Source organism: Ruania rhizosphaerae (genome assembly GCF_009805705.1).
GTDB classification, from domain to species: domain Bacteria; phylum Actinomycetota; class Actinomycetes; order Actinomycetales; family Beutenbergiaceae; genus Ruania; species Ruania rhizosphaerae.
Genome location: NZ_VSMB01000001.1, coordinates 191,816 through 211,659, shown reverse-complemented (window position 1 = coordinate 211,659; position 19,844 = coordinate 191,816). Strand labels below are relative to the sequence as shown.

Sequence of the window (19,844 nt, the reverse complement as noted above, 5' to 3'; positions counted from 1 at the left end):
GTGCCGGGTCCCGACGGGTCATCGCTGAGAGATGGTCTCCGAGCAACTCGGGAGACGGCCGCTTCACCGTCGCTCGCCTGCCTCGTCCGAGGGAGATCAGGCCGCGACCCGCCAGGACCTTCATCGCCTCTCTGATCGTGGCCCGCGACACCGAGTACTCCGCAGCCAGGTCAGCTTCAGAAGGCAGGCGGTCGTCGAACTGGAGTTCGTCCGCGATTGCCTCGTGCAAGAGACGTACGACCTGATCTACCCGTGGTGGAGCACTCTCGTTCGGCATGTTCGCAGACTAGCAACTGACTGTGAACATCGTGATCATTTCGACAAAAGGTGTCCGACAGGTTGAGGCGGAGTGATTGGGTCGGAGCTGCGACGATCTGGCCCATATGGCCACAACATCCGACATCGCGAACCCCGCAAGGGGCGAAGGCTTGCAAAGAAGTACGACATCTTCTAGGTTGGCTGTCGAAGGTTTGGAGGAGCGATGCGCACCAAGTTGGCTGCGGGTGATGTTGAAGGAGCCGTTCGCGACACCGAGGATGGCAAGGTGCTGGCCCTCTTGGGTGTGCCCTATGGCGCACCCGAGGGTGATGGTCTTCGTTTTCGACGCGCACACCTCCATGAGGGCTGGGCGGGCACCCGGTCCGCCATGTCGCCTGGCGCAGTTTCGCCGCAAGATCCTGCACGCGTGGGTTCGGCGCGTGTTTCAGAGGTGGGCGCGCTGAACCTCAATGTGTGGCGCCCGGTCGGAGCGAGCGGGCCGCTTCCAGTACTGGTGTGGATCCATGGGGGCGCACACATGTACGGATCCAACGCGCATCCCTTGTGTGATGGCGGAAGACTGGCCGCAGCGCACGACATGATCGTGGTCGCACCGAACTACCGATTGGGTGCACTCGGTCATCTGCGACTCGACCATCTGCTCGGGGACGACTTTGCCGACGCCGGAAACTTGGCCCTGCACGACGTCATGCTCGCCCTGTCGTGGATTCACGCAAACGCGACAGCGCTGGGCGCCGACGATCAGCGCGTCACGATCATGGGTCAGTCCTCCGGCGGCGCCGTTGTCGACGCTTTGCTCTCGACCGAGACGGCCGGAAGCCTGTTCCGGGGAGTGATCGCACAGAGCTCTCTCGCTGAACGTGTCCACCTACCGCAAGAAGCCGCCGATGCTACTGCGCAGCTGCTGGATGAGTTGCGGTTGAACGATCGAGATGCCGGAGCTCTTCTCGCCCTGCCGGCAGAGGAGATCATCGCGGCACAGGTAGCCATCACCCACCGACGTCGCACCGAACGCCGACTCCCATGGATCCTCTTTCAGCCCATGGTCGACGGTCGGCTCCTGCCTTCAATTCCGCTCCGGGCGATCGCCGAGGGTGCTGGCTCAGAGGTCGATCTCCTGGCAGGTACCAACCTGAATGAGGGATCTGGAGAGGTCGATCTTCGCAGCACGGATGAGCACCTCGCCGGTCGCGAACTGGAGCGTCTGCTTCAGGAGCGGTACCCGGGCACCGAAGCCGGCACGTACAAGGCCGCGATGGGAGGGGCGGCCTCAGATGTCGTCGCCTTGGAGTCCCTTTACAGTGACTTGCTCTACCGTCAACCCACGAATCGTCTTCTGTCCGCGCGGAGGGCAGCAAGTGGAGCCGGACGAACCTATAGTTACCTGTTCCGCTGGAGTCGCCCCGATACGGACGCCTGGGCTCGTCGCGCGGGCCACTCGCTCGAGTTGCCCTTCATCTTTCGACACGTTGACGACTCCGAGGCTGCCGCGGCCGAGGTCGGGTCGAACCCCCCGCTGACCTTGATGCATTCGATGAGCAAGGCATGGGCCGGCTTTGTTCACGAAGGTCGTCCGACACTGCCGCGCGGCCGGCCGTGGCCAGAGTACGGAGAGGCGCGAAGAACCGCTGTGCTCGACGAAGAGATTGTCACGACCGAAGACCCGTTGGCAGGCCTACGAATCCTCGCGGAAGAGCACGAGCTCGCTCCGGTCGCTACCTAGACGTGTCGTATGTCGCACGTCCACTGAGCCCACCCCATAGAGAATGCAGGACCCTTCAAAGGAGAAGAACAGTGATTAGCAGCAACATCTCGCGCCGCAGCCTTCTCGGTGTCGGCCTGACTGCGGCCGGCGCAACCGCGTTTGGACTCACCGCTTGTGGGAGCAGCTCCGGAAATGGTGGGCCGAGTGGCAATGGTTCCGCCGCTGGGCCGGCCACCGTTCCGACGTACCGGGCCCAGCCGCTGGCGGATGCCGAAGCCATCAACAGTTCCATCCCGGGTATCCGGCCTGTGTACACGACGCGGCCGGCGGAGTACTGGCAGAGTGTTGAGCAGCCCCCGGGGTCCGGTGAGAGCGTGACGACCTTGCAGATGCTGTGGTTCGCCCCGCCGGACGCTCTGCCGGAGAACCCGGTGTGGCAGGAGCTCAACGAGCGCCTCAACGTCGACTTCCAGCCTGGGTACGCGTCGGGCGAGAACTATCAGCAGAAGATCGCCACGACGCTCGCCAGCGGTGACCTCCCGGACATCATGTTTCTGCAGGACGGCGAGCCTGCCGTCCAGCAGGCGATCACCGACGGCGCGTTCGCCGACCTGAGCGAAGTGCTGGGAGGCGACGGGGTCCTCGACTACCCGAACCTGGCCAACATCCCCACGCACTCGTGGAAGAACTCGATGAAGCAAGGGCGAATCCTCGGAGTCCCGAGGACCGACCCGACAATCACGAAGGCGACGGTGATGCGCCGCGATATTGCCGACGCCATCGGCCTGAGCGGGCAGCCAGCTGACGCCGCGGAGTTGCGTGAGGCGTTCTCCGAGGTCACCGCCTACGCCGAGGCGGAGGGCCTCGACCTGTGGCCCGTCGCCGGGCTCGGCACCTACGAGATCGAGTTGGCAGCCAGGTGGATGTTCCGGGTGGGAACCGACTGGCAGTTGGACGGCTCAGGCAAACTGGTCAACTTCGTCGAGACTGATGCTTACGCCGCAGCGATCGAGTGGCTGGCAGGAGTCTGGAGCGACGGGTCGTTCCATCCCGATGGCCTCGCCCTCGGAACTGGCGCGCAACGCAACAACGCCAAGCAACTCTTCATGGACGGCAAGACCTTCTTCGAGGCCGATGACGCCTCCTGGTTGGCCACCCAGGGGATGAACCAGGCTGAACTCACCGTCCAAGGCGCGCAGTGTGAGTTCCTCCTGGTGCCAGGTCACGACGGAGGCGAGATCGTCGTTCCGGCTGGCAACGGCTACTGGGGAATCTGTGGATTCCCGGCGTCGGTCTCCGACGACCCTGATCGGCTGCGGGAACTCCTCGGCGTCCTCGACTTCTGGGCGGCGCCATTCGGGACGAAGGAGAAACTGCTCCTCAGCATGGGTGTTGAAGGCTACAACTGGGAACGGGGAGCGGACGGCGAAATCGTTCCGATCGATGACGCGGCAGCGCAGACCAACCGTCAGGGATTGACGTGGCTCGGTGTCCAGGGACCCTCAGTCATCACCCTCGATGAAGACAACGGCCACCGTGCCGAGGGTTTGATGGCACAGATGGAACACGTGACCTCTGCCGCTGTCGACAGCCCTGTTCTGGGCCTGACGCCTCCGAGCGGCGCCTCGATGGGAGCGAGGCTGACCCAGATCCACGAGGACTGGCGCAACCAGATCGTCTCCGGTCGGTCACCCCTCGACGCGCTTGAGGACTGGCGACAGGAGTGGCGGAACGCCGGCGGCGACCAGATCCGGACCGAACTCGAAGAACTGCTCGCCGCGAATGACTGAGACTGTCACCGAGCGGACACAGACGAAGGTGCCGGAGCCGCAGTCCGACGGTCGCCGGCAGCCGCGTCGGCGGCGTAGGGCCGCGCTCCGCACCCGCATCTGGCGCGAGCGCCAGATGTATGTGTTCATCCTGCCCGGCCTTGCGTTCGTTCTTCTGTTCGCTTATGTTCCGCTCGCAGGTAACGTCGTCGCATTCCAGCAGTTCTCGCCGTTCCTCGGGATCGGCGGCTCGCCTTGGATCGGTCTTGAGAATTTCGCACGCATCTTCACCGACCCTGAGCTGGGCACCGCAATCGTCAACACGTTGCTGATCGCGCTCCTGCAGATCATCTTCACGTTTCCGGCGCCCATCGCGCTCGCCATCTTGCTGAACAGTCTCATCTCCAGCAAAATCAAGCGCTGGGTCCAGTCTGTCGTGTATCTTCCTCACTTCATCTCGTGGGTCATTGTCATTTCGATCTGGCAGCAGATCCTGGGCGGAGCGGGTCCGGTAGCGGCGCTTCTCGCTTCTCTCGGTTTCGAAGGCGTGAACATCATGTCCAATCCGGATACGTTCAAACTGCTCGTCACCGCCCAGGTGATGTGGAAGGATATCGGCTGGGGGACGATCATCTTCTTCGCGGCCATCTCGGCGATCCCGCAAGAACTCTATGAGGCATCTGCGATTGATGGTGCCCGGCCGATGCGGCAGATGTGGCACGTCACGTTGCCCGGGATGCTGCCCGTCATTTCCCTGCTTCTCGTTCTCACAGTCGGCAACGTTCTCACCGTCGGATTCGAGCAGTTGCTACTGCAGCAGCCGATTGTTGGGCGCGACGCCGCACAGGTGATCGACACCTTCGTCTATTTTCGAGGTGTGATCGGAGGCGACTGGGGCTTGGCGAGCGCAGCCGGTCTCGTGAAGGGCGTTCTCGGCACGGCGCTTGTGCTCGCCGCTAACAGACTTGCCAAACGCATGGGTACTGGAGGGGTCTACTGATGGCGGAGCTCGTGGCATCCGCGAGAAGCGAAGCATCCACTCGATCGCGAAGGCTGTCGCGTCGGCCGCTCTGGCTTGGCCGACCGTCCAGAGGAATGCAGGCAGTGAAGGCGGCGGTGATCTGCTCCATCGTCGTCGTGATGCTGTACCCATTCCTCTATATCATCTCGATGAGCTTCGCGTCTCGAAACTCGCAGATGCGTGGCTTCTGGCCAACTGATTTCTCTCTGGAGGCCTATCGCGCGATTCTTAGTGGAGACGTGGTCACCCGGGCAATGATGGTCTCCGTCCTTGTCACTGTGGTCGGCACGCTGCTGTCGCTCTTCCTCACCACCACGCTAGCGTACGGACTCTCCCGGACTCGCGCCGTACCAGGCTCCAAAGCAGTGCTACTGCTGGTGCTGTTCACAATGTTTTTCAGTGCCGGTATCATCCCCAACTACCTTCTGGTTCGGTCTCTTGGTCTACTAGATAGTCTCTGGGCGCTGATTCTGCCAGTAGCTCTGTCCGGCTTCAATATGGTTGTGGTTCGGAACTTCTTTATGGGGATACCGGACAGCTTGCTCGAGTCGGCGAGAATCGACGGAGCGAGCGACTTCAGGATCTTCGCGGGCATCGTGCTGCCTCTTTCGAAGCCCGTACTTGCTGTCATCGGGCTCTTCTACGCCGTGAACTATTGGAACAGTTACTTCACCGCCCTGATATATATCAATGATTCGTCGAAGTGGCCGATCCAGGTGGTATTGAATCAGTATGTGATTCAGGGATCGTCGCTTGCAAATCTCCAGAGCACCGACATTCCCGCGCCTCCGAGTCAGTCGGTGCAAATGGCGGTGGTGGTGTTGGCAACGCTGCCCATTCTGCTTGTGTATCCATTCATCCAGCGGCACTTCGCCAAAGGCATGCTGACCGGCGCCATCAAGGGGTGATCTGACGTAGTGAATGCCGAACGAGAAGTCATGCCTGGTCCTGCGACCCCGAGGGCGTTCGCACTCAGAGAGCTGGGCTCGACGGGCCTGAAGGTCACCGCTGTGACAGCCGGTACTGCTGGTTGGCAGGATCGCGCTGATGGCACGGGCCCCAGCGCCGAGCAGACCGCCGCGTTAGCCAGCTTGATTCTCTCCGGCGGCGGGGTGCGTGTACTGGACACATCCAACAACTACGGCTTCGGCGAGAGCGAGCGGCGCATTGGCGCCGCGCTGCGAACCCATCCCGACACAGAAACTGTGCTGGTACAGACCAAGGCAGATCGCGACTGGGTGAGTGGGACGTTTTCGTACGAGCGCATGCAAGAATCCGTCCGCGAGAGTTGTGAGCGCCTCGGGCTCGACCGAATACCCATGTGCTTTCTCCACGACCCTGAGAACGCGAGCTGGGGCGATATCACGCAACCTCAGGGTCCGCTCGCCGCGCTCCTGGAGATGCGTGATGCCGGCTCGATCGGCCACCTCGGCATCTCCGGCGGGCCCGCAGGTCTGCTCCGCCGGTACCTGGGCACGGGCCACTTCGAGGCGGTGATGACGCACAATCGCTACACGCTGGTGGATCGATCCGCGGATCTGTTGCTCGACGAGGCAGCAGCGGCGGGTGTCGGCGTGTACAACGCTGCGCCCTACGGCGGTGGTCTGCTCGCTGCGTGGCCCAGCCGGCGGAGGCGCTACGCATACGGTGATGCTGCGCCAGCATTGCTGGCGGCGGTCGACATCATTGGACAGCTACTTGAAGAGGCGGATGTTCCGATCGCTGCGGCGTCGCTGCAGTGGTCACTTCGTGACCCGCGAGTCACCTCCACGGTGGTCGGAATGCTCGGCGTCGAAGAGCATGAAAAGACGGTGCAGTTGGCCGACGTCGTGATCGAGGACCGGATCTGGGAAGAATTAGAGCAGGTCGAGTTGGACGACAGCACGTGGCAGGACCCTCCCGAGCGACGGTGACTTTGGTCTGGACAATGCTCGCAGACCCAGACTGATTAGATCTCGGATCCTGCAGGAAAGTGCCGATAAATAACGTGACAAGGACTCCGCATGAATAGCATCTCTGTACAGCTCTACTCTGTGCGCAATGAAATGGCCATCGATATCGCCGCCACGCTCCGCCGAGTTGCCGACATTGGGTATCGCTCGGCAGAGGCATACGGATTTGTGGATAGGGTTCACGAGTACCGCGAGGCGCGGCGGGTGTCAGGATTAAACATCTCCTCGGGCCATGCAAGTCTGTTGGAGGCGAGCGATCCTGTTGCGACTTTCGAAGCGGCCGAAGCCGTCGGTATCACCACTGTGATCGAGCCAGGGCTCGGCGGTGACAAGTGGGAGTCCCGGGAGTCCGTGGAGGGCTTGGCTGCTCGTCTCAATGAGCTTGCCGTGCGGGGAGCGGACTATGGTTTGAGGATCGGCTATCACAACCACTGGTGGGAGCTTGCTGAGATCGAGGGCACTCCCGCGCTGGAGATTTTCGCTGCTGCGCTCGATGAGCGGGTGATTCTCGAGGTCGACACGTACTGGGCCGAGGTGGGTGGCGTCTCCGCTGCGGCGCTGTTGGAGCGGCTCGGGTCGCGGGTCACGCACATTCATGTCAAGGACGGCCCGCTCACGCGTGACAACAAGGCGCAGTTGCCCGCGGGTGCCGGTCAGGCCCCGGTCGAGGCGATCCTGGCCGCAGCTCCGGAGGCGGTCCGCGTGGTGGAGTTCGACGACTACGACGGCGACGTCTTCGAGGGCATCGCTACCAGTCTGGGGTACCTGCAGAAGTGCGCGTGAACGGACTTGCTACCTCGGGTCAGCTGACCCGAGGTAGCCTCAGCCGTGACGCGCGCTGACCCCCGTTTGGGTTGGATACTGACACTCGGCCGTGAGGCTGGTCGCACGCCTTCTGATTCACCACGCGTGAGGGTTCGTTCTGGCCATCGCCAGCTGTTGAGGGCGCTGTCCTCGCGGCGATCTAGCCCGCCTGCACCCGCTCGGCGAGGCGCGAGATCCCCGGCCGCAGGCTCGTCAGCACCGGTACCGTGACCTGCGCCGCCTCGGCTGCCGAGGCCATCGAGGCCTGGGCGAGCACCACCACGTCACTCTCCGGCGCGTGACGCTCGATGGCTTCCGCCACCAGCTGGTCGTGGGTGGCGCGATCCCCGCCCGCGACGGCCTCGAACGCCCCCGGGATGACCTCGCTGGTCAGTTCCGGCTCGGTGCCGGCGATCCCGGCACGCTCGCGCAGCAGCGCGAGGGTCGGGTTGAGCGTCGTCGGGAGGGTCGCGAGCACGGTCACCCGGCCGCCGCCGGCTACGGCCTCATCCGCCATCGCCTCATCGATGCGCAACACCGGGATCCCCGCCTGCTCCGCCGTCGATGTCGCCAGGTGGGAGATCGAGGAGCACGTGAACATCAGCACGTCCGCCCCGGCAGACTTGGCGGCGGCGGCGAGGTCGGCGAGGCGTTCGGGCACGGAGTCCTGGCGGGCTGGATCGGCGAGGTCGGCGACGATCCGGTCGTCGAGGTAGTTGACTGTGCTCAGGCCGGGCAGCTGCTCGCCGACCAGTTCCATGACGGGCGGGATGACGACGGCGCCGGTGTGCAGGAAGGCGACTCGGGTGGCGGGCGTGGGTGTCGATGCGACGGCCGGTGCGTGCGGAGTGGAGGTCATGGTCCGATCTTCTCCTTTGAGTCGGTGAGAAAGCCAGGGCAACCGTTTTACCATGCATAATGATTCACGATTGCGAGAAGTTGCACCCTCAGGCTAGCCTGTCGGCAGAGTCGCAATCCAGTGATGACGCGAAAGGACAGCCAATGACGGCCACATCCCCCACCCGTGCGCATGCGCCCTGGACTCCTCTGGGGGCAGCCGGTGCGCGCTGGCGACGTGGCTTCTGGTCCGGTGTCGCGCGTCGGACCCGAGAGGTCACTGTCCCCAGCATGGAGGCCATGCTGCGCGATCCCGCTGTCAGCCCCGGCGTGCGGAACTTCCAGATCGCTGCGGGGCTGGAGGAGGGGGAGCACCAGGGCCCGCCGTTCATGGACGGTGACACCTACAAGTGGCTCGAGTCCGCCGTCGTGCAACTCGAACTCGCGTGGGACGACGAGCTCGCCACCCGCATCGAGGAGCTCGGCCGCCTCATCGCCTCGGTGCAGCGCGAAGACGGGTACCTGCACACCCCGACCGCCATCGCCGAGCGCCGGCAGCAGCAGGTCCAGGCCCTCGCCGACCGCTTCAACTTCGAGACCTACAACCTCGGCCACCTCATCACCGTGGCCGTCCGCCACCACGCCGTCACCGGCTCGACCACCCTCCTGGACGTCGCCGAGAAGGCCGCGGGCTTCCTGGAGATGCTGGCCACCGACAAGCCCACCGAACTGGCCAAGTCGGCGATCTGCCCCTCGCACTACATGGCCGTCATCGACCTCTACCGCGCTACCTCGAATCCCCGTTACCTGCGCCTCGCCGAGGCGTTCCTGCGGGTGCGCGACGAGTTCGACGAAGGCGGCGACGACAATCAGGACCGCATCCCCGTCCGCGAGCAGACAGTCGTCACCGGCCACGCGGTCCGGGCGAACTACCTCTATGCGGGCCTGAGCGACCTCGTCGCCGAGACCGGGGACGGCGAACTGCAGACGGTGCTGGAACGGCTGTGGAACGACGTGGTCGACACCAAGCTCTACCTGACCGGCGGCTGCGGCGCCCTCTACGACGGCGCCTCCCCGGACGGCTACCCCTGGCAGAAGGAGATCAGCCGGGTCCACCAGGCCTACGGCCGGGCCTATCAACTGCCCAACACGACGGCGCACAACGAGTCGTGCGCGCACATCGGCATGATCTTCTGGTCCGAGCGGATGCTGGCGCTGCGCCCCGAGGCGCGCTACGCCGACGTGATCGAGACCATCGCCTACAACGCCCTGCTCGCCAGCATCGGCCTCGACGGAGCCAGCTACTTCTACACCAACCCGCTGCGCCAGGTCCGCGACCTGCCCTTCCCGCTGCGCCGCGCCGGGGACACCGCGCTGCGTCCGACGCCGGAGCCGCCGCCCTCGGACGAACGACTGCGCCAGCCCTACCTCAGCTGCTTCTGCTGCCCCCCGAACATCGCCCGCACCCTCTCCGAGATGCACGAACGCATCGCCTCGGTCGGCCCGGACGGCCTGTACGTGCACCAATACGGAGGATCGGAGATCCGGGGCGAGCGCGACGCGGCTCGGGTGGTGCTGACCGAGAACTCCCAGTATCCCTGGGACGGCGCCATCACCTTCACCGTCACCGAGGCCGCTGGTGCCTTGCCGGTCCACCTACGCATCCCGGGCTGGGCGCGCGGGGCGAGGGCCGCCGTCAACGGGACCCCGCTCGAGGTGAGCGGACCCTCCAGCTACACGCGCATCGAGCGGGAGTGGCAGGCCGGGGACGAGATCACGCTCGACCTGCCGATGCCGGCCCGGATCGTGCGCGGGCACCGGCTGGCGGAGGAGATCACGAACCAGGTGGCCGTGCAGCGCGGCCCGGTCGTCTACTGCCTGGAGAGCCATGAGCTTCCCGACGGCGTCCGGCTCGAGCAGATCGCGTTGCCGCGCGGCGCCCAGCCCCACCCGGTGCAGATGACCATCGGAGCAGAGCAGGTGACCGCGCTGGAGACGGAGGTGGCGATCCTGCCGCCCGCCACCGACGGGCTCTACGGCGACGTCGACGAGACCCCGTTGCGGCGGGCGAGTGTGCGGCTGGTGCCCTACTACGCCTGGAGCAATCGCGGGCCGTCGGAGATGTCGGTCTGGCTGCCGGTGGTGTGGTGATGGGAGCCGACCATGTCGTGGCCACGTACCACGTCGAGACGTCCCTGCCGCTGGAACAGGCCGCCGAAGTGCTCGCCGGTGAGCAGTCCACCGGCACCTTCGTGCGCGTCGAACGTGAATCGGACTCGGTGCGCGCCCAGTTTGCCGCGCAGGTGGAGAGCCTGGACGAGCTGCCCCTCACCGGTGCCTCGCCCCTGCCCGGGACGGTCGGGGACACCGACGAACGGCGGCGGGCCCGGCTGAAGATCCGGTTCCCGCTGAGCAACTTCGGACCCTCGCTGCCGAACCTGATGGCAGCCGTGGCCGGGAACTTGTTCGAGATCAAGGAGCTCGCGGCGATCAAGCTGATCGACATCGACCTGCCGGATGCCTTCGCTGACCGCTATCCCGGACCGCAGTTCGGTGTGGCGGGCACGCGGCGGCTGATGTCGCGCCCCGAGGGGGCGATGCTCGGGACCATCGTCAAGCCCAGTATCGGCCTCACGCCCGACGAGCTCGCGGAGCTGGTGGGTGACCTCGCCGAGGGCGGGATCGACTTCATCAAGGACGACGAGCTGCAGGGCAACGGCCCGCACGCGCCGCTGGCCGAGCGCATCAAGGCCGTGATGCCGGTACTGAACCGTCACGCCGAGCGCACCGGGGTGAAGCCGATGTACGCCTTCAACATCACCGACGACATCGACCAGCTCGAACGCAACCACGACCTGGTCCTCGAGGCCGGCGGCACCTGCATCATGGTGTGCGTCGCGAACATCGGCCTCGCCGGGCTGGACTACATCCGCCGCCGCTCACAGCTGCCCATCCACGGCCATCGCGCCGGGTTCGGAGCCATCAGTCGCTCCGAGCAGGTCGGCATCGCGTTCCGGGCGTGGCAGAAGCTGGCCCGCATGAGCGGTGTGGACCACCTGCACACCAACGGCATCTCCAACAAGTTCTACGAGTCAGACGCCCAGGTGCTGGCGGCGATCTCCGCCGTCCAGGAGCCCCTGCTGAGCACCACCCCAGCGATTCCTGTGCTCTCCTCCGGGCAGTGGGGCGGGCTCGCGCACGCCACCTATGAAGCCGTGGGCAGCACGGACCTGCTCGTGCTCGCCGGTGGCGGGATTCATGGCCACCCTGACGGCGTCCGAGGCGGTGTGGACAGCATGCGCCAGGCGTGGGCCTCGGCGGCAGCAGGTGAGACCGTAGAGGATGCCTTGCGTAGCTCCGGAGCCCTGCGGCGGGCGGTCGAGCGGTTCGGTCCGGCGCGTGTCTAGCATGCGGCTGGGGTTTTACGGGGACGACTTCACCGGCAGCGTTGACGTGCTGCTGCAGGTGGCCCGGCGCGGGTGGACCGGGCGGTTGTTCACCCGGCTGCCGGACAGGGAGACCTTGCGGGCGGCCGCCCAGGGGTGCGACGCCGTCGGGGTCGCCGGGATTGCCAGGTCACTATCCACCGAGCAGCTCGAGGCCGAGGTGCGGCCGGTGCTGACGGCGCTGGCGAGCCTGGACCCGCAGGTGCTGCAGTACAAGGCCTGCTCGACGGCGGATTCTTCGCCGCACGTGGGGAGCCTGGGCCGGGCGCTGGAGATCGGGCGTGCGGTGGTGGGCCAGCAGACAGCGCGGGGCGAGCAGCCGGTGCCGATGCTCTTCGCCCAGCCCGACTTCGGGCGGTACACCGCGTTCGGGCACCACTTCGCCCGGGAGGGCGAGACCGTCTATCGGCTTGACCGGCAGCCGACGATGTCCAGCCATCCGGTGACGCCGATGGATGAGTCCGACCTGGCCGTTCATCTGGGGCGGCAGACAGAACTCGGTATCGGGTCGCTGCCGTTCACGGCCTACAGCTCCGTGGCGGATGTGACGCAGCAGATCAGGGAGTCCGATGTAGCGGGTCTGGTGCTGGATGCGCTCGGGGAGCAGCACCTGCGCCTGCTCGGCCAGGCCCTGCTGGATCTGGGGGGCTTCGCGATCGGCTCCGGAGGGCTCTCCCACGCACTGGCTGCGGCCGAGCCGGGGCAGGCGGGCCCGGTACCGATGGCCACACCCGCCCGGGGGCCGGTGCTGGCGGTCTCGGGGAGCCGGTCGGCGCAGACGCGACGGCAGATCGACGCCGCTGCCCGGGCGGGGTGGATGACCGCACCGCTGGTCGTGGGCAGATCTGGCAGTGGTGAGCACAGCACGGCGGAACACAGCACGGCTGAGCACAGCGCGAGTGAGCACAGCCTCCGGGAGCGGGTACTCGCGGCGCTCGCGGCCGGGCAGAGCGTCGCGCTGAGCTCCGACGACGCCGATACCTCTGGATTGGCCGCGCAGGAGGTGCTGCCCGCCTTGGCGAGCGCTGCGGCGGGGATGGTCGAGGCTGCGGTGAGGGCCGGCGTCGGGCGGGCGATCGTGTGCGGGGGTGACACCTCCAGCCGGGTGACCACACTCCTGGGAGTGGAGTCACTCTCGATCGCCGCGAACCCGACCGGGAACGTGGTGCTACTGCGCGCGCATGCGGCTGACCCGGCGGTGGACGGGCTCGAGTTGCTGCTCAAGGGCGGCCAGGTCGGGGACGTCGACCTGTTCGAGACGATCCGGGGCCTCGGCGACTGAGGGTGAAGACTGGGTGGTCCGGCCCCGGCTCCGCGGGCCGAATACTCGACCCTTGAGCGGCCAGGGTGTACAACTTTCGGCCCCTTCTCGGTTCCTGGGCGCACAGGTCCGCCCCGGGACCGGCTGGATGATGAGCGCAGCCCGCAGCGAGAGGTCCGGTCGATCAGCTGTGCGCGGTCCCGTACCCCGGGGCACCGGTGATCGCGGCAATGAGGTCGGCCTGCCGCACCGAGGACCCCGCGAAGCTGCCGTTGTTCCGGCCGTGCCGGAGCACCTCGATGCGGTCGCAGGTGGCCCCGATGTCGGTGAGGTTGTGACTGATGAAGACCACGCCGAGCCCGAGATCACGCAGGCGTTCGATGAGCGTCAGGACTTCGGCCGTCTGCGCGACCGACAGGGACGCCGTCGGCTCATCGAGGACGACGAGGCGGGGCTCGCCGATGAGGGTCCGGGCGATCGCCACCGCTTGCCGTTGACCGCCGGAGAGCTGGTGTAAGGGGGTGTGGATCGAGGGGATCTGTGCGCGAAGGTCCCGCAGCACCGAGCGGGTGAGCTGTGCCATCCGGCCCTCATGCAGGAATCCGGTGGCGTTGAGCTCGCGGCCCAGGAAGAGATTCGCACTCACGTCCAGGTTCTCGCACAGGGCGAGATCTTGGAACACCGTCGCGATCCCTAACCGATGCGCGGCCGAGGGGGAGCCGATGGTGACGCCGGCACCGTCGATCTCGATCAGGCCGGCAGTTGGCTGCAACGCACCGGCGATGATCTTCGCGAGCGTGGACTTGCCGGCGGCGTTGTCGCCGATCAGTCCAACCACCTCCCGTGGGCGTACCTCGAAGGTCACATCCACGAGCGCCTCGACGGCGCCGAATCGTTTGGTGATGCCGTGCATGGAGAGCACCGGCCCGGTGGTCGTGTCGCTGGTATCGATCGGAGATGTCATCAGCGTTCTCTCTGCATTCGCACATCGGTGGACTGCAACGCGTGGACCAGCGCGCCCATCACCTCGGCCTCGGTGCCGAGGAGGGCGGGCTGGACTTCCATCGGAGCCACCTGGTTGGGCAGGGTGTGGTCGCGCAGGGTCTCACGCAGCGGGGCCAGGAAGACCTCTCCGCACTCGCTCAGCTCCCCGCCGACGGTGACGATCTGTGGGTTGACGGTCTGGCACACGCCCGAGACCACCAGGCCGACGGCCCGCCCAGCGTCCGCAACGACCCGTGCACACCCCGGATCGCCGTCGATCGCCCGGGCGATCACGTCACGCAATGTCAGCGACCCGTGGCTGACCTGGAGCGAGGCGAGGAGGGCATCGGCTCCGACGACGGTGTCCAGGCACCCCCGGCGACCGCAGCGGCAGATCTGACCGAGTGGATCGACCTGCACGTGCCCGATCTCCCCGGCGGTACCGGCATATCCGCGGTGCAGGCGTCCGCCGAGCATGATGCCCGCACCCGCAGTGAACGAGGATCTCACGTAGAGACTGTCGGCGTAGGGCCGGGCTGCCCCGAGCGTGGCCTCGGCGAGCGCGCCGAGGTTCGCAGCGTTCTCCACGTGCACGGGCCGGCCGAGCCGCTTGGCGAGGACGTTACCCACATGCTCACCGTCCCATCCGCGCATGATCCCGCGTACCGAGATCATCCCGGTGGAGGCCTCCACCGGTGCGGGGAGGCCGACCCCCAGGCCGGCCAGTTCGGTGAGGTCGGTCCCGAGAATCTCGAGCATGTCGACCACGAGGAGCGCGATCCGGTCGAGCACGGTGTCCAACGGGTGGTCCGGCGGCAGCGGCATGGTGCGTTCTGCCAGCACCTCGTGGGCGAAGTCGCCGAGCAGAACCTGCAGCCCGCGGTGACCGACGACGATCCCCGCGGCGATCCCGGTGCTGCGGGCGAGCGTCACCATGGTCGCGCGCCGCCCACTGCGGGCGGTGGGCCGGGTATCGACCACCCCGGTCTGGGTGAGCTCCTTGACGATGGTCGAGACCGTAGCCGCGGACAGGCCCGTGGCATCGGCGAGCTCGACCTGGGTCAGCCCGCCGAACTGCTTGACGGCGTCCACGATGAGGGCAGTGTTGGCCTCGCGCAGCGCCGATTGCGATCCCGCCGGCCATCGGCTCACGGCGCGAGTCTATCGATGATGACAGCGCACCCCGCCGCACCGGTTGTGGCCGGTGCGGCGGGGCGCCGTGCACGTTGCGGATGGGCGGACGGCATCAGCGAGCCGTGCTTGCCCGCTTCTTGTTGTAGACGTCGAAGGCGACCGCCAACAGCAGTACGAGGCCCTTGACCACCTGCTGTACCGATTGGTCGACGCCCATCAGCTGCATCCCGTTGCTCATCACGGCCATGATCAGGCCACCGACGATCGCGCCCGTGACGCGGCCGACACCGCCGGTGACCGCTGCGCCGCCGATGAAGCATGCGGCGATCGCGTCGAGTTCGAACATCTCTCCCGCCGAGGGTTGAGCACCGTTCATCCGGGCTGAGTACACCACACCGGCGACGGCGGCCAGGAAGCCCATGTTGACGAAGATCCAGAAGTTGACCTTCTTCACCTTCACACCGGACAGCTGGGCAGCATGGAGGTTGCCACCGATGGCGTACACGTGCCGTCCGAAGACGGAGCGTTGGGTGATGAGGCTGTAGGCAATGATGAGGATCGCGAGCAGGATCAGTACGTTCGGCAGTCCCCGGCTGTGCGCCAGCTGCCAGGCGAACCACATCACGACCGCTGCCACCAGCACGATCTTCGCGACGAAGAACGGCAGTGCCTCCACTGCTTGCTGGTAGCGCAGCTTCGCCAGGCGGGAACGCCACTGCAGCACGGCGAATCCGACGACGCCGAACGCGAAGATCAACAACGTGAAGACGTCGAATCCCATCCCGCCGAGCAATCCGTTCTGGAACCCGTTGGCTATCTGATAGTACGGCCCGCCGAACGGCGAGAGGGAGATACTCTCCAGCACGATCCAGGTCAAGCCGCGGAACAGCAGCATCCCGGCGAGTGTGACGATGAAAGCGGGAATCCCGACGTAGGCGACCCAGAACCCCTGCCAGACTCCGGCGAGCAGACCGACGACGAGGGCGGCGATCACTCCCACCCACCAGGGCTGTCCACCTTTGATGACCAGCACGGCCGCCACCGACCCGGTCAGTGCCACCAACGACCCGACCGACAGGTCGATGTGACCGCCGATGATCACGATCACCATCCCGATTGCCAGGATGAGGATGTAGGAGTACTGCAACACGATGTTCGTGATGTTCCCGGGGGAGAGGAACGTCGGATTGAGTAGGCTGAACAGCGCGACGATGGCCACGAACGCCACCACGATGCCGCTCTGGCGCATGTTCCGGGACGCGAGCTCCCAGATGTTGGCGATCCCGGTCATGAGACCAGCTCCTTCTCCGTGGTCATCAGGTGCATGAGGTTCTCCTGGGTGGCCTCGGCGATCGGTACCTCACCGGTGATCCGGCCGAAGGCGAGGGTATAGATGCGGTCGCAGATGCCCAGCAGTTCGGGCAGCTCGGAGGAGATGACGATGACCGCCTTCCCCGCTGCGACCATCCGGTTGATGATGGTGTAGATCTCGTACTTGGCGCCGACGTCGATCCCCCGGGTGGGTTCGTCGAGGATCAGCACATCCGGATCGGTGTAGATCCATTTGCTGAGGACGACCTTCTGCTGGTTCCCGCCGGAGAGCTGCCCGACGACGGAGAGCACGCTGGGCGCCTTGATGTTCAGGTCCGCGCGGTACTTCTCAGCCACCTCGAGTTCCTCATTGCCGTTCACCCACCCTCGGGAGGACAACTGGCGCAGGCCGGCGGCAGAGATGTTCTTGCGGACGTCCTGGATCAGGTTGAGCCCGTACACCTTGCGATCTTCCGTCGCATACGCGATACCGTGCCGGATCGCCTCGGGGACGCTCGCCGTCGAGACGGGCCTGCCGTGCATGTACGCCTGCCCGCTGACGTCCCGCCCGTACGAGCGGCCGAAGATGCTCATGGCAAGCTCGGTGCGTCCGGCACCCATGAGGCCCGCGATACCGACCACCTCTCCGGCCCGGACGCTGAGGCTGGCGTCGTCGACGACGATCCGGCCGGTCTGGGTGGGGTGGTGGACTGTCCAGTTCTCCACACGGAACACCTCATCACCGATGGCGTGGTCACGCTCGGGGAAGCGATGGGAGAGGTCGCGGCCGACCATCCCGCGGATGATGCGTTCCTGGGTGGCGCCGGTTTCAGACATGTCGATCGTCTCGATCGTGCGACCGTCCCGGATGATCGTGGTGCGTTCGGCGATCTCCTCCACCTCGTTCAGCTTGTGGGAGATGATGATCGAGGTGATGCCGCGCTCCTGGAGGGTGCGCAGCAGGTGCAGCAGGTGTTCGGAATCATTGTCGTTGAGTGCGGCGGTGGGTTCGTCGAGGATGAGGATCCGCACGTTCTTCGACAACGCTTTGGCGATCTCGATCAACTGCTGCTTCCCGACGCCGAGGGCCGAGATCGGCGTGGTCGGATTCTCGTGCAGACCGACCTGCGCGAGAAGTTCCGCTGCCTCGGAGTTCGCACGGTTCCAGTCCACCAGGCCGAGTGGCCCACGCCGTTCGTTGCCGAGGAAGATGTTCTCGGCCACGCTCAGGTGGGGGATCAGCGCGAGCTCCTGGTGGATGATGACGATGCCACGGGCCTCGCTGTCGTTGATCGAGCCGAAGGCGACTGATTCGCCGTCGAGGACGATCTCGCCGTCGTAGCTGCCATGGGGGTAGACACCGGAGAGAACCTTCATCAGGGTCGACTTGCCCGCGCCGTTCTCACCGCAGATGGCGTGGATCTCTCCGGCCGCGACGGTCAAGGAGACCTGTTGCAACGCCTTGACGCCGGGAAAGGCCTTGGTGATCTCCCGCATCTCGAGGATGGGTTGAGTCATGGGATGCTCCTGCTCGCATGCCCGGGGTGCGCCGCGAGGGCGACGCACCCCGGGGAGTGGATTACTCGGCGACGCCTGCGGCGACCTCGTCGGCCGTCCAGTAGCCGGAGTCGACCAGGAGCGAGGTGATGTTGCCCGCGTAGACGATGTCCGACTCGAGCAGGTACGAGGGCACGACGAGGACCCCGTTGTCGTAGGTCTCGGTGTCGTTGGCCTCCGGCTCCTCACCCGCGAGGTAGGCCTCGGCGGCCGTCACAGCCTGGTCGGCCAGCTTGCGTGTGTCCTTGAAGATGGTCGCGAACTGCACGCCCTGGTCGATCAGCGCCACGGAGGCGATCTCGGCGTCCTGGCCGGAGACCACGGGTAGTCCCTCCTCGAGGGTCGGCCCCATGCCTGCGTTCTGCAGGGCCGTGATGATGCCCCGCGAGAGGCCGTCGTAGGGGGACAGGACGCCGTGCAGCTCGGTGCCGTCGGAGTAGGTGGAGGTCAGCAGGTCCTCCATCCGCCGCTGTGCGGTCTCCTGCTGCCAGCGCAGTGTGGCAGCCTGCTCGATGTCTGTCTGGCCCGAGGGAACGGTCAGAGTGCCGTCGTCGATGTAGGGCTGGAGCGTCTCGATCGCACCTTCCCAGAAGAAGTGCGCGTTGTTGTCGTCGAGGGAGCCGGCGAAGAGCTCGATGTTGAACGGGCCGGTGGCCTCGCCTTCGCTGCCGTCCTCGGTCAGCAAGCCCAGCCCGACGAGCAGGGACGTCGCTTGCTGGACGCCCACCTGGTAGTTGTCGAAGGTCACGTAGAAGTCGACGTTCTCGCTGTCGCGGATCAGCCGGTCGTAGGAGACGACCGGGATGTTCGCAGCGGCCGCGGCCTCGAGCTGACTGGTCAGGGCGGTGCCGTCGATGGCGGCGATCACGAGCAGGTCTGCCCCGCTGGTGATCATCTGATCGATCTGCTGCGCCTGGGTGGGGATGTCGTCGTTCCCGAACTGGAGATCGACGTCGTATCCGAGGTCGGTCAGACCCGCCTCGACGGCTTCGCCGTCGGCGATCCACCGCTCTGACGTCTGGGTGGGCATGGCGACCCCGACCAGGACCTCTTCGGGCGCCTCGGTGTCGCCACCGCCGCCACCGCCGCCGTCGTCTTCTCCGCTGCCGGCTCCTCCTCCGGCACAGGCTGAGAGGGCGAGTAGCCCCGCCGTGCCGAGTGCCGCGAGTCCGTACTTGCGCATGTGGGCTCCTTCGCTCCATGAACTGCAGTGCTTGGCCGGTCAACGAGCTGGCTGGCTCGCCCGGCGTGGGTGGCTCGGATTCCTTCACGTCGATGTGGTCCCCGAGCACCCATACGGTGCTTGAGTTCGAGACTTGAAGTCAAGCCTTCTGAGCGAATCTCAGGTCACGATATGGTCACGGGGCCTGGTTGTGATGGGGGAAGCTCTCCGCAAACGCCTGATTATCAAGGGATAGCCGGTCGTTGGACCGGAGCGATCCCGGGATGGGTCGATCCCGGTGGGTCGGTTTCCGGGGTCGCTGACGTGAGGCGAACCGGCAGTCTTCGACACGTATGACTTCGTGTCACGAACTCAATACGTGCCCAGTGCCCGGCCGGGGCGCGATGCGGGAAGCCCCGTCCATGGGCCAAAAGTTCGGCCCTTGAGCGGCCAGGGTGTACAACTTTCGGCCCCTTCGTGGCGCCTCGATCGCGAACCTGTCCACAAAGTGAGACGCTGACTGCGTGCCGCTCTCACGCGGCCCAGCGGCGATCCCGCTGCTCGTCATCGTCGTCGAGCTTTGGAGGTTTCCTACAACTCTCGCCCCCTGCTGTTCGTCCGG

General features: G+C 65.9%; 15 protein-coding genes and 1 pseudogene. 9 read left to right on the top strand and 7 right to left on the bottom strand.

The features are described 5' to 3' along the window. Positions 1-76: 76 nt before the first annotated feature. Positions 77-277 (bottom strand): annotated as a pseudogene (locus FV560_RS20630) (winged helix-turn-helix domain-containing protein); the annotation flags it as partial. Between the two features lie 204 nt (positions 278-481). Between FV560_RS20630 and FV560_RS00905 the strand changes: the two are divergent. From FV560_RS00905 to FV560_RS00880, 6 genes are all read left to right on the top strand, one after another. Continuing rightward, positions 482-2,002: a carboxylesterase/lipase family protein gene (locus tag FV560_RS00905; RefSeq protein WP_159618357.1), complete on the top strand. Its 1,521-nt coding sequence runs from the start codon at positions 482-484 to the stop codon at positions 2,000-2,002. Positions 2,003-2,073: 71 nt separating this feature from the next. Beyond that, on the top strand, positions 2,074-3,774 hold the full coding sequence (locus FV560_RS00900; protein WP_159618355.1) for an extracellular solute-binding protein: 1,701 nt from the start codon (positions 2,074-2,076) through the stop codon (positions 3,772-3,774). Then, positions 3,767-4,753, top strand: coding sequence for an ABC transporter permease (locus FV560_RS00895; RefSeq protein ID WP_159618353.1), 987 nt, complete (start codon positions 3,767-3,769; stop codon positions 4,751-4,753). The genes FV560_RS00900 and FV560_RS00895 overlap by 8 nt, the downstream gene beginning before the upstream one ends. Positions 4,754-4,848: 95 nt before the next feature. Continuing rightward, on the top strand, positions 4,849-5,682 hold the full coding sequence (locus FV560_RS00890) for a carbohydrate ABC transporter permease (RefSeq protein WP_235019843.1): 834 nt from the start codon (positions 4,849-4,851) through the stop codon (positions 5,680-5,682). A 30-nt stretch (positions 5,683-5,712) separates the two neighbouring features. Next, positions 5,713-6,687 carry an aldo/keto reductase gene (locus tag FV560_RS00885; protein WP_159618349.1) on the top strand — a complete coding sequence of 325 codons (975 nt, stop codon included), beginning with the start codon at positions 5,713-5,715 and terminating at the stop codon, positions 6,685-6,687. Positions 6,688-6,777: 90 nt separating this feature from the next. After that, on the top strand, positions 6,778-7,509 hold the full coding sequence (locus FV560_RS00880) for a sugar phosphate isomerase/epimerase family protein (RefSeq protein ID WP_159618347.1): 732 nt from the start codon (positions 6,778-6,780) through the stop codon (positions 7,507-7,509). 181 nt (positions 7,510-7,690) lie between these two features. Here FV560_RS00880 and FV560_RS00875 read toward each other — a convergent pair whose 3' ends face one another. Then, a complete protein-coding gene (locus FV560_RS00875) occupies positions 7,691-8,389 on the bottom strand; it encodes an aspartate/glutamate racemase family protein (RefSeq protein ID WP_159618345.1) in 699 nt (232 codons plus the stop codon). A 143-nt stretch (positions 8,390-8,532) separates the two neighbouring features. Between FV560_RS00875 and FV560_RS00870 the strand changes: the two genes are divergently transcribed. From FV560_RS00870 to FV560_RS00860, 3 genes are read left to right on the top strand one after another with little or no spacing between them, the layout of a single operon-like run. Beyond that, positions 8,533-10,518: a glycoside hydrolase family 127 protein gene (locus tag FV560_RS00870; protein WP_159618343.1), complete on the top strand. Its 1,986-nt coding sequence runs from the start codon at positions 8,533-8,535 to the stop codon at positions 10,516-10,518. Then, positions 10,518-11,774 carry a ribulose-bisphosphate carboxylase large subunit family protein gene (locus tag FV560_RS00865; protein ID WP_159618341.1) on the top strand — a complete coding sequence of 419 codons (1,257 nt, stop codon included), beginning with the start codon at positions 10,518-10,520 and terminating at the stop codon, positions 11,772-11,774. Before FV560_RS00870 ends, FV560_RS00865 begins: the two co-directional genes overlap by 1 nt. A 1-nt stretch (position 11,775) precedes the next feature. After that, positions 11,776-13,095: a four-carbon acid sugar kinase family protein gene (locus tag FV560_RS00860; RefSeq protein ID WP_235019897.1), complete on the top strand. Its 1,320-nt coding sequence runs from the start codon at positions 11,776-11,778 to the stop codon at positions 13,093-13,095. A gap of 163 nt (positions 13,096-13,258) precedes the next feature. On the opposite strand, the gene FV560_RS00855 is transcribed toward FV560_RS00860, so the two are convergent. From FV560_RS00855 to chvE, 5 genes are all read right to left on the bottom strand, one after another. Then, entirely contained in the window at positions 13,259-14,038 is a 780-nt protein-coding gene (locus FV560_RS00855; protein WP_159618337.1) for an ATP-binding cassette domain-containing protein, read from the bottom strand. Further along, a complete protein-coding gene (locus FV560_RS00850; RefSeq protein ID WP_159618335.1) occupies positions 14,038-15,210 on the bottom strand; it encodes an ROK family transcriptional regulator in 1,173 nt (390 codons plus the stop codon). Before FV560_RS00850 ends, FV560_RS00855 begins: the two co-directional genes overlap by 1 nt. 94 nt (positions 15,211-15,304) lie before the next feature. Next, on the bottom strand, positions 15,305-16,483 hold the full coding sequence (gene mmsB, locus FV560_RS00845; protein WP_159618333.1) for a multiple monosaccharide ABC transporter permease: 1,179 nt from the start codon (positions 16,481-16,483) through the stop codon (positions 15,305-15,307). After that, a complete protein-coding gene (gene mmsA, locus FV560_RS00840; RefSeq protein ID WP_159618331.1) occupies positions 16,480-18,021 on the bottom strand; it encodes a multiple monosaccharide ABC transporter ATP-binding protein in 1,542 nt (513 codons plus the stop codon). The genes mmsB and mmsA overlap by 4 nt, the downstream gene beginning before the upstream one ends. A gap of 61 nt (positions 18,022-18,082) precedes the next feature. Then, positions 18,083-19,243 carry a multiple monosaccharide ABC transporter substrate-binding protein gene (gene chvE / locus FV560_RS00835; protein ID WP_159618329.1) on the bottom strand — a complete coding sequence of 387 codons (1,161 nt, stop codon included), beginning with the start codon at positions 19,241-19,243 and terminating at the stop codon, positions 18,083-18,085. Positions 19,244-19,844: the final 601 nt, after the last annotated feature.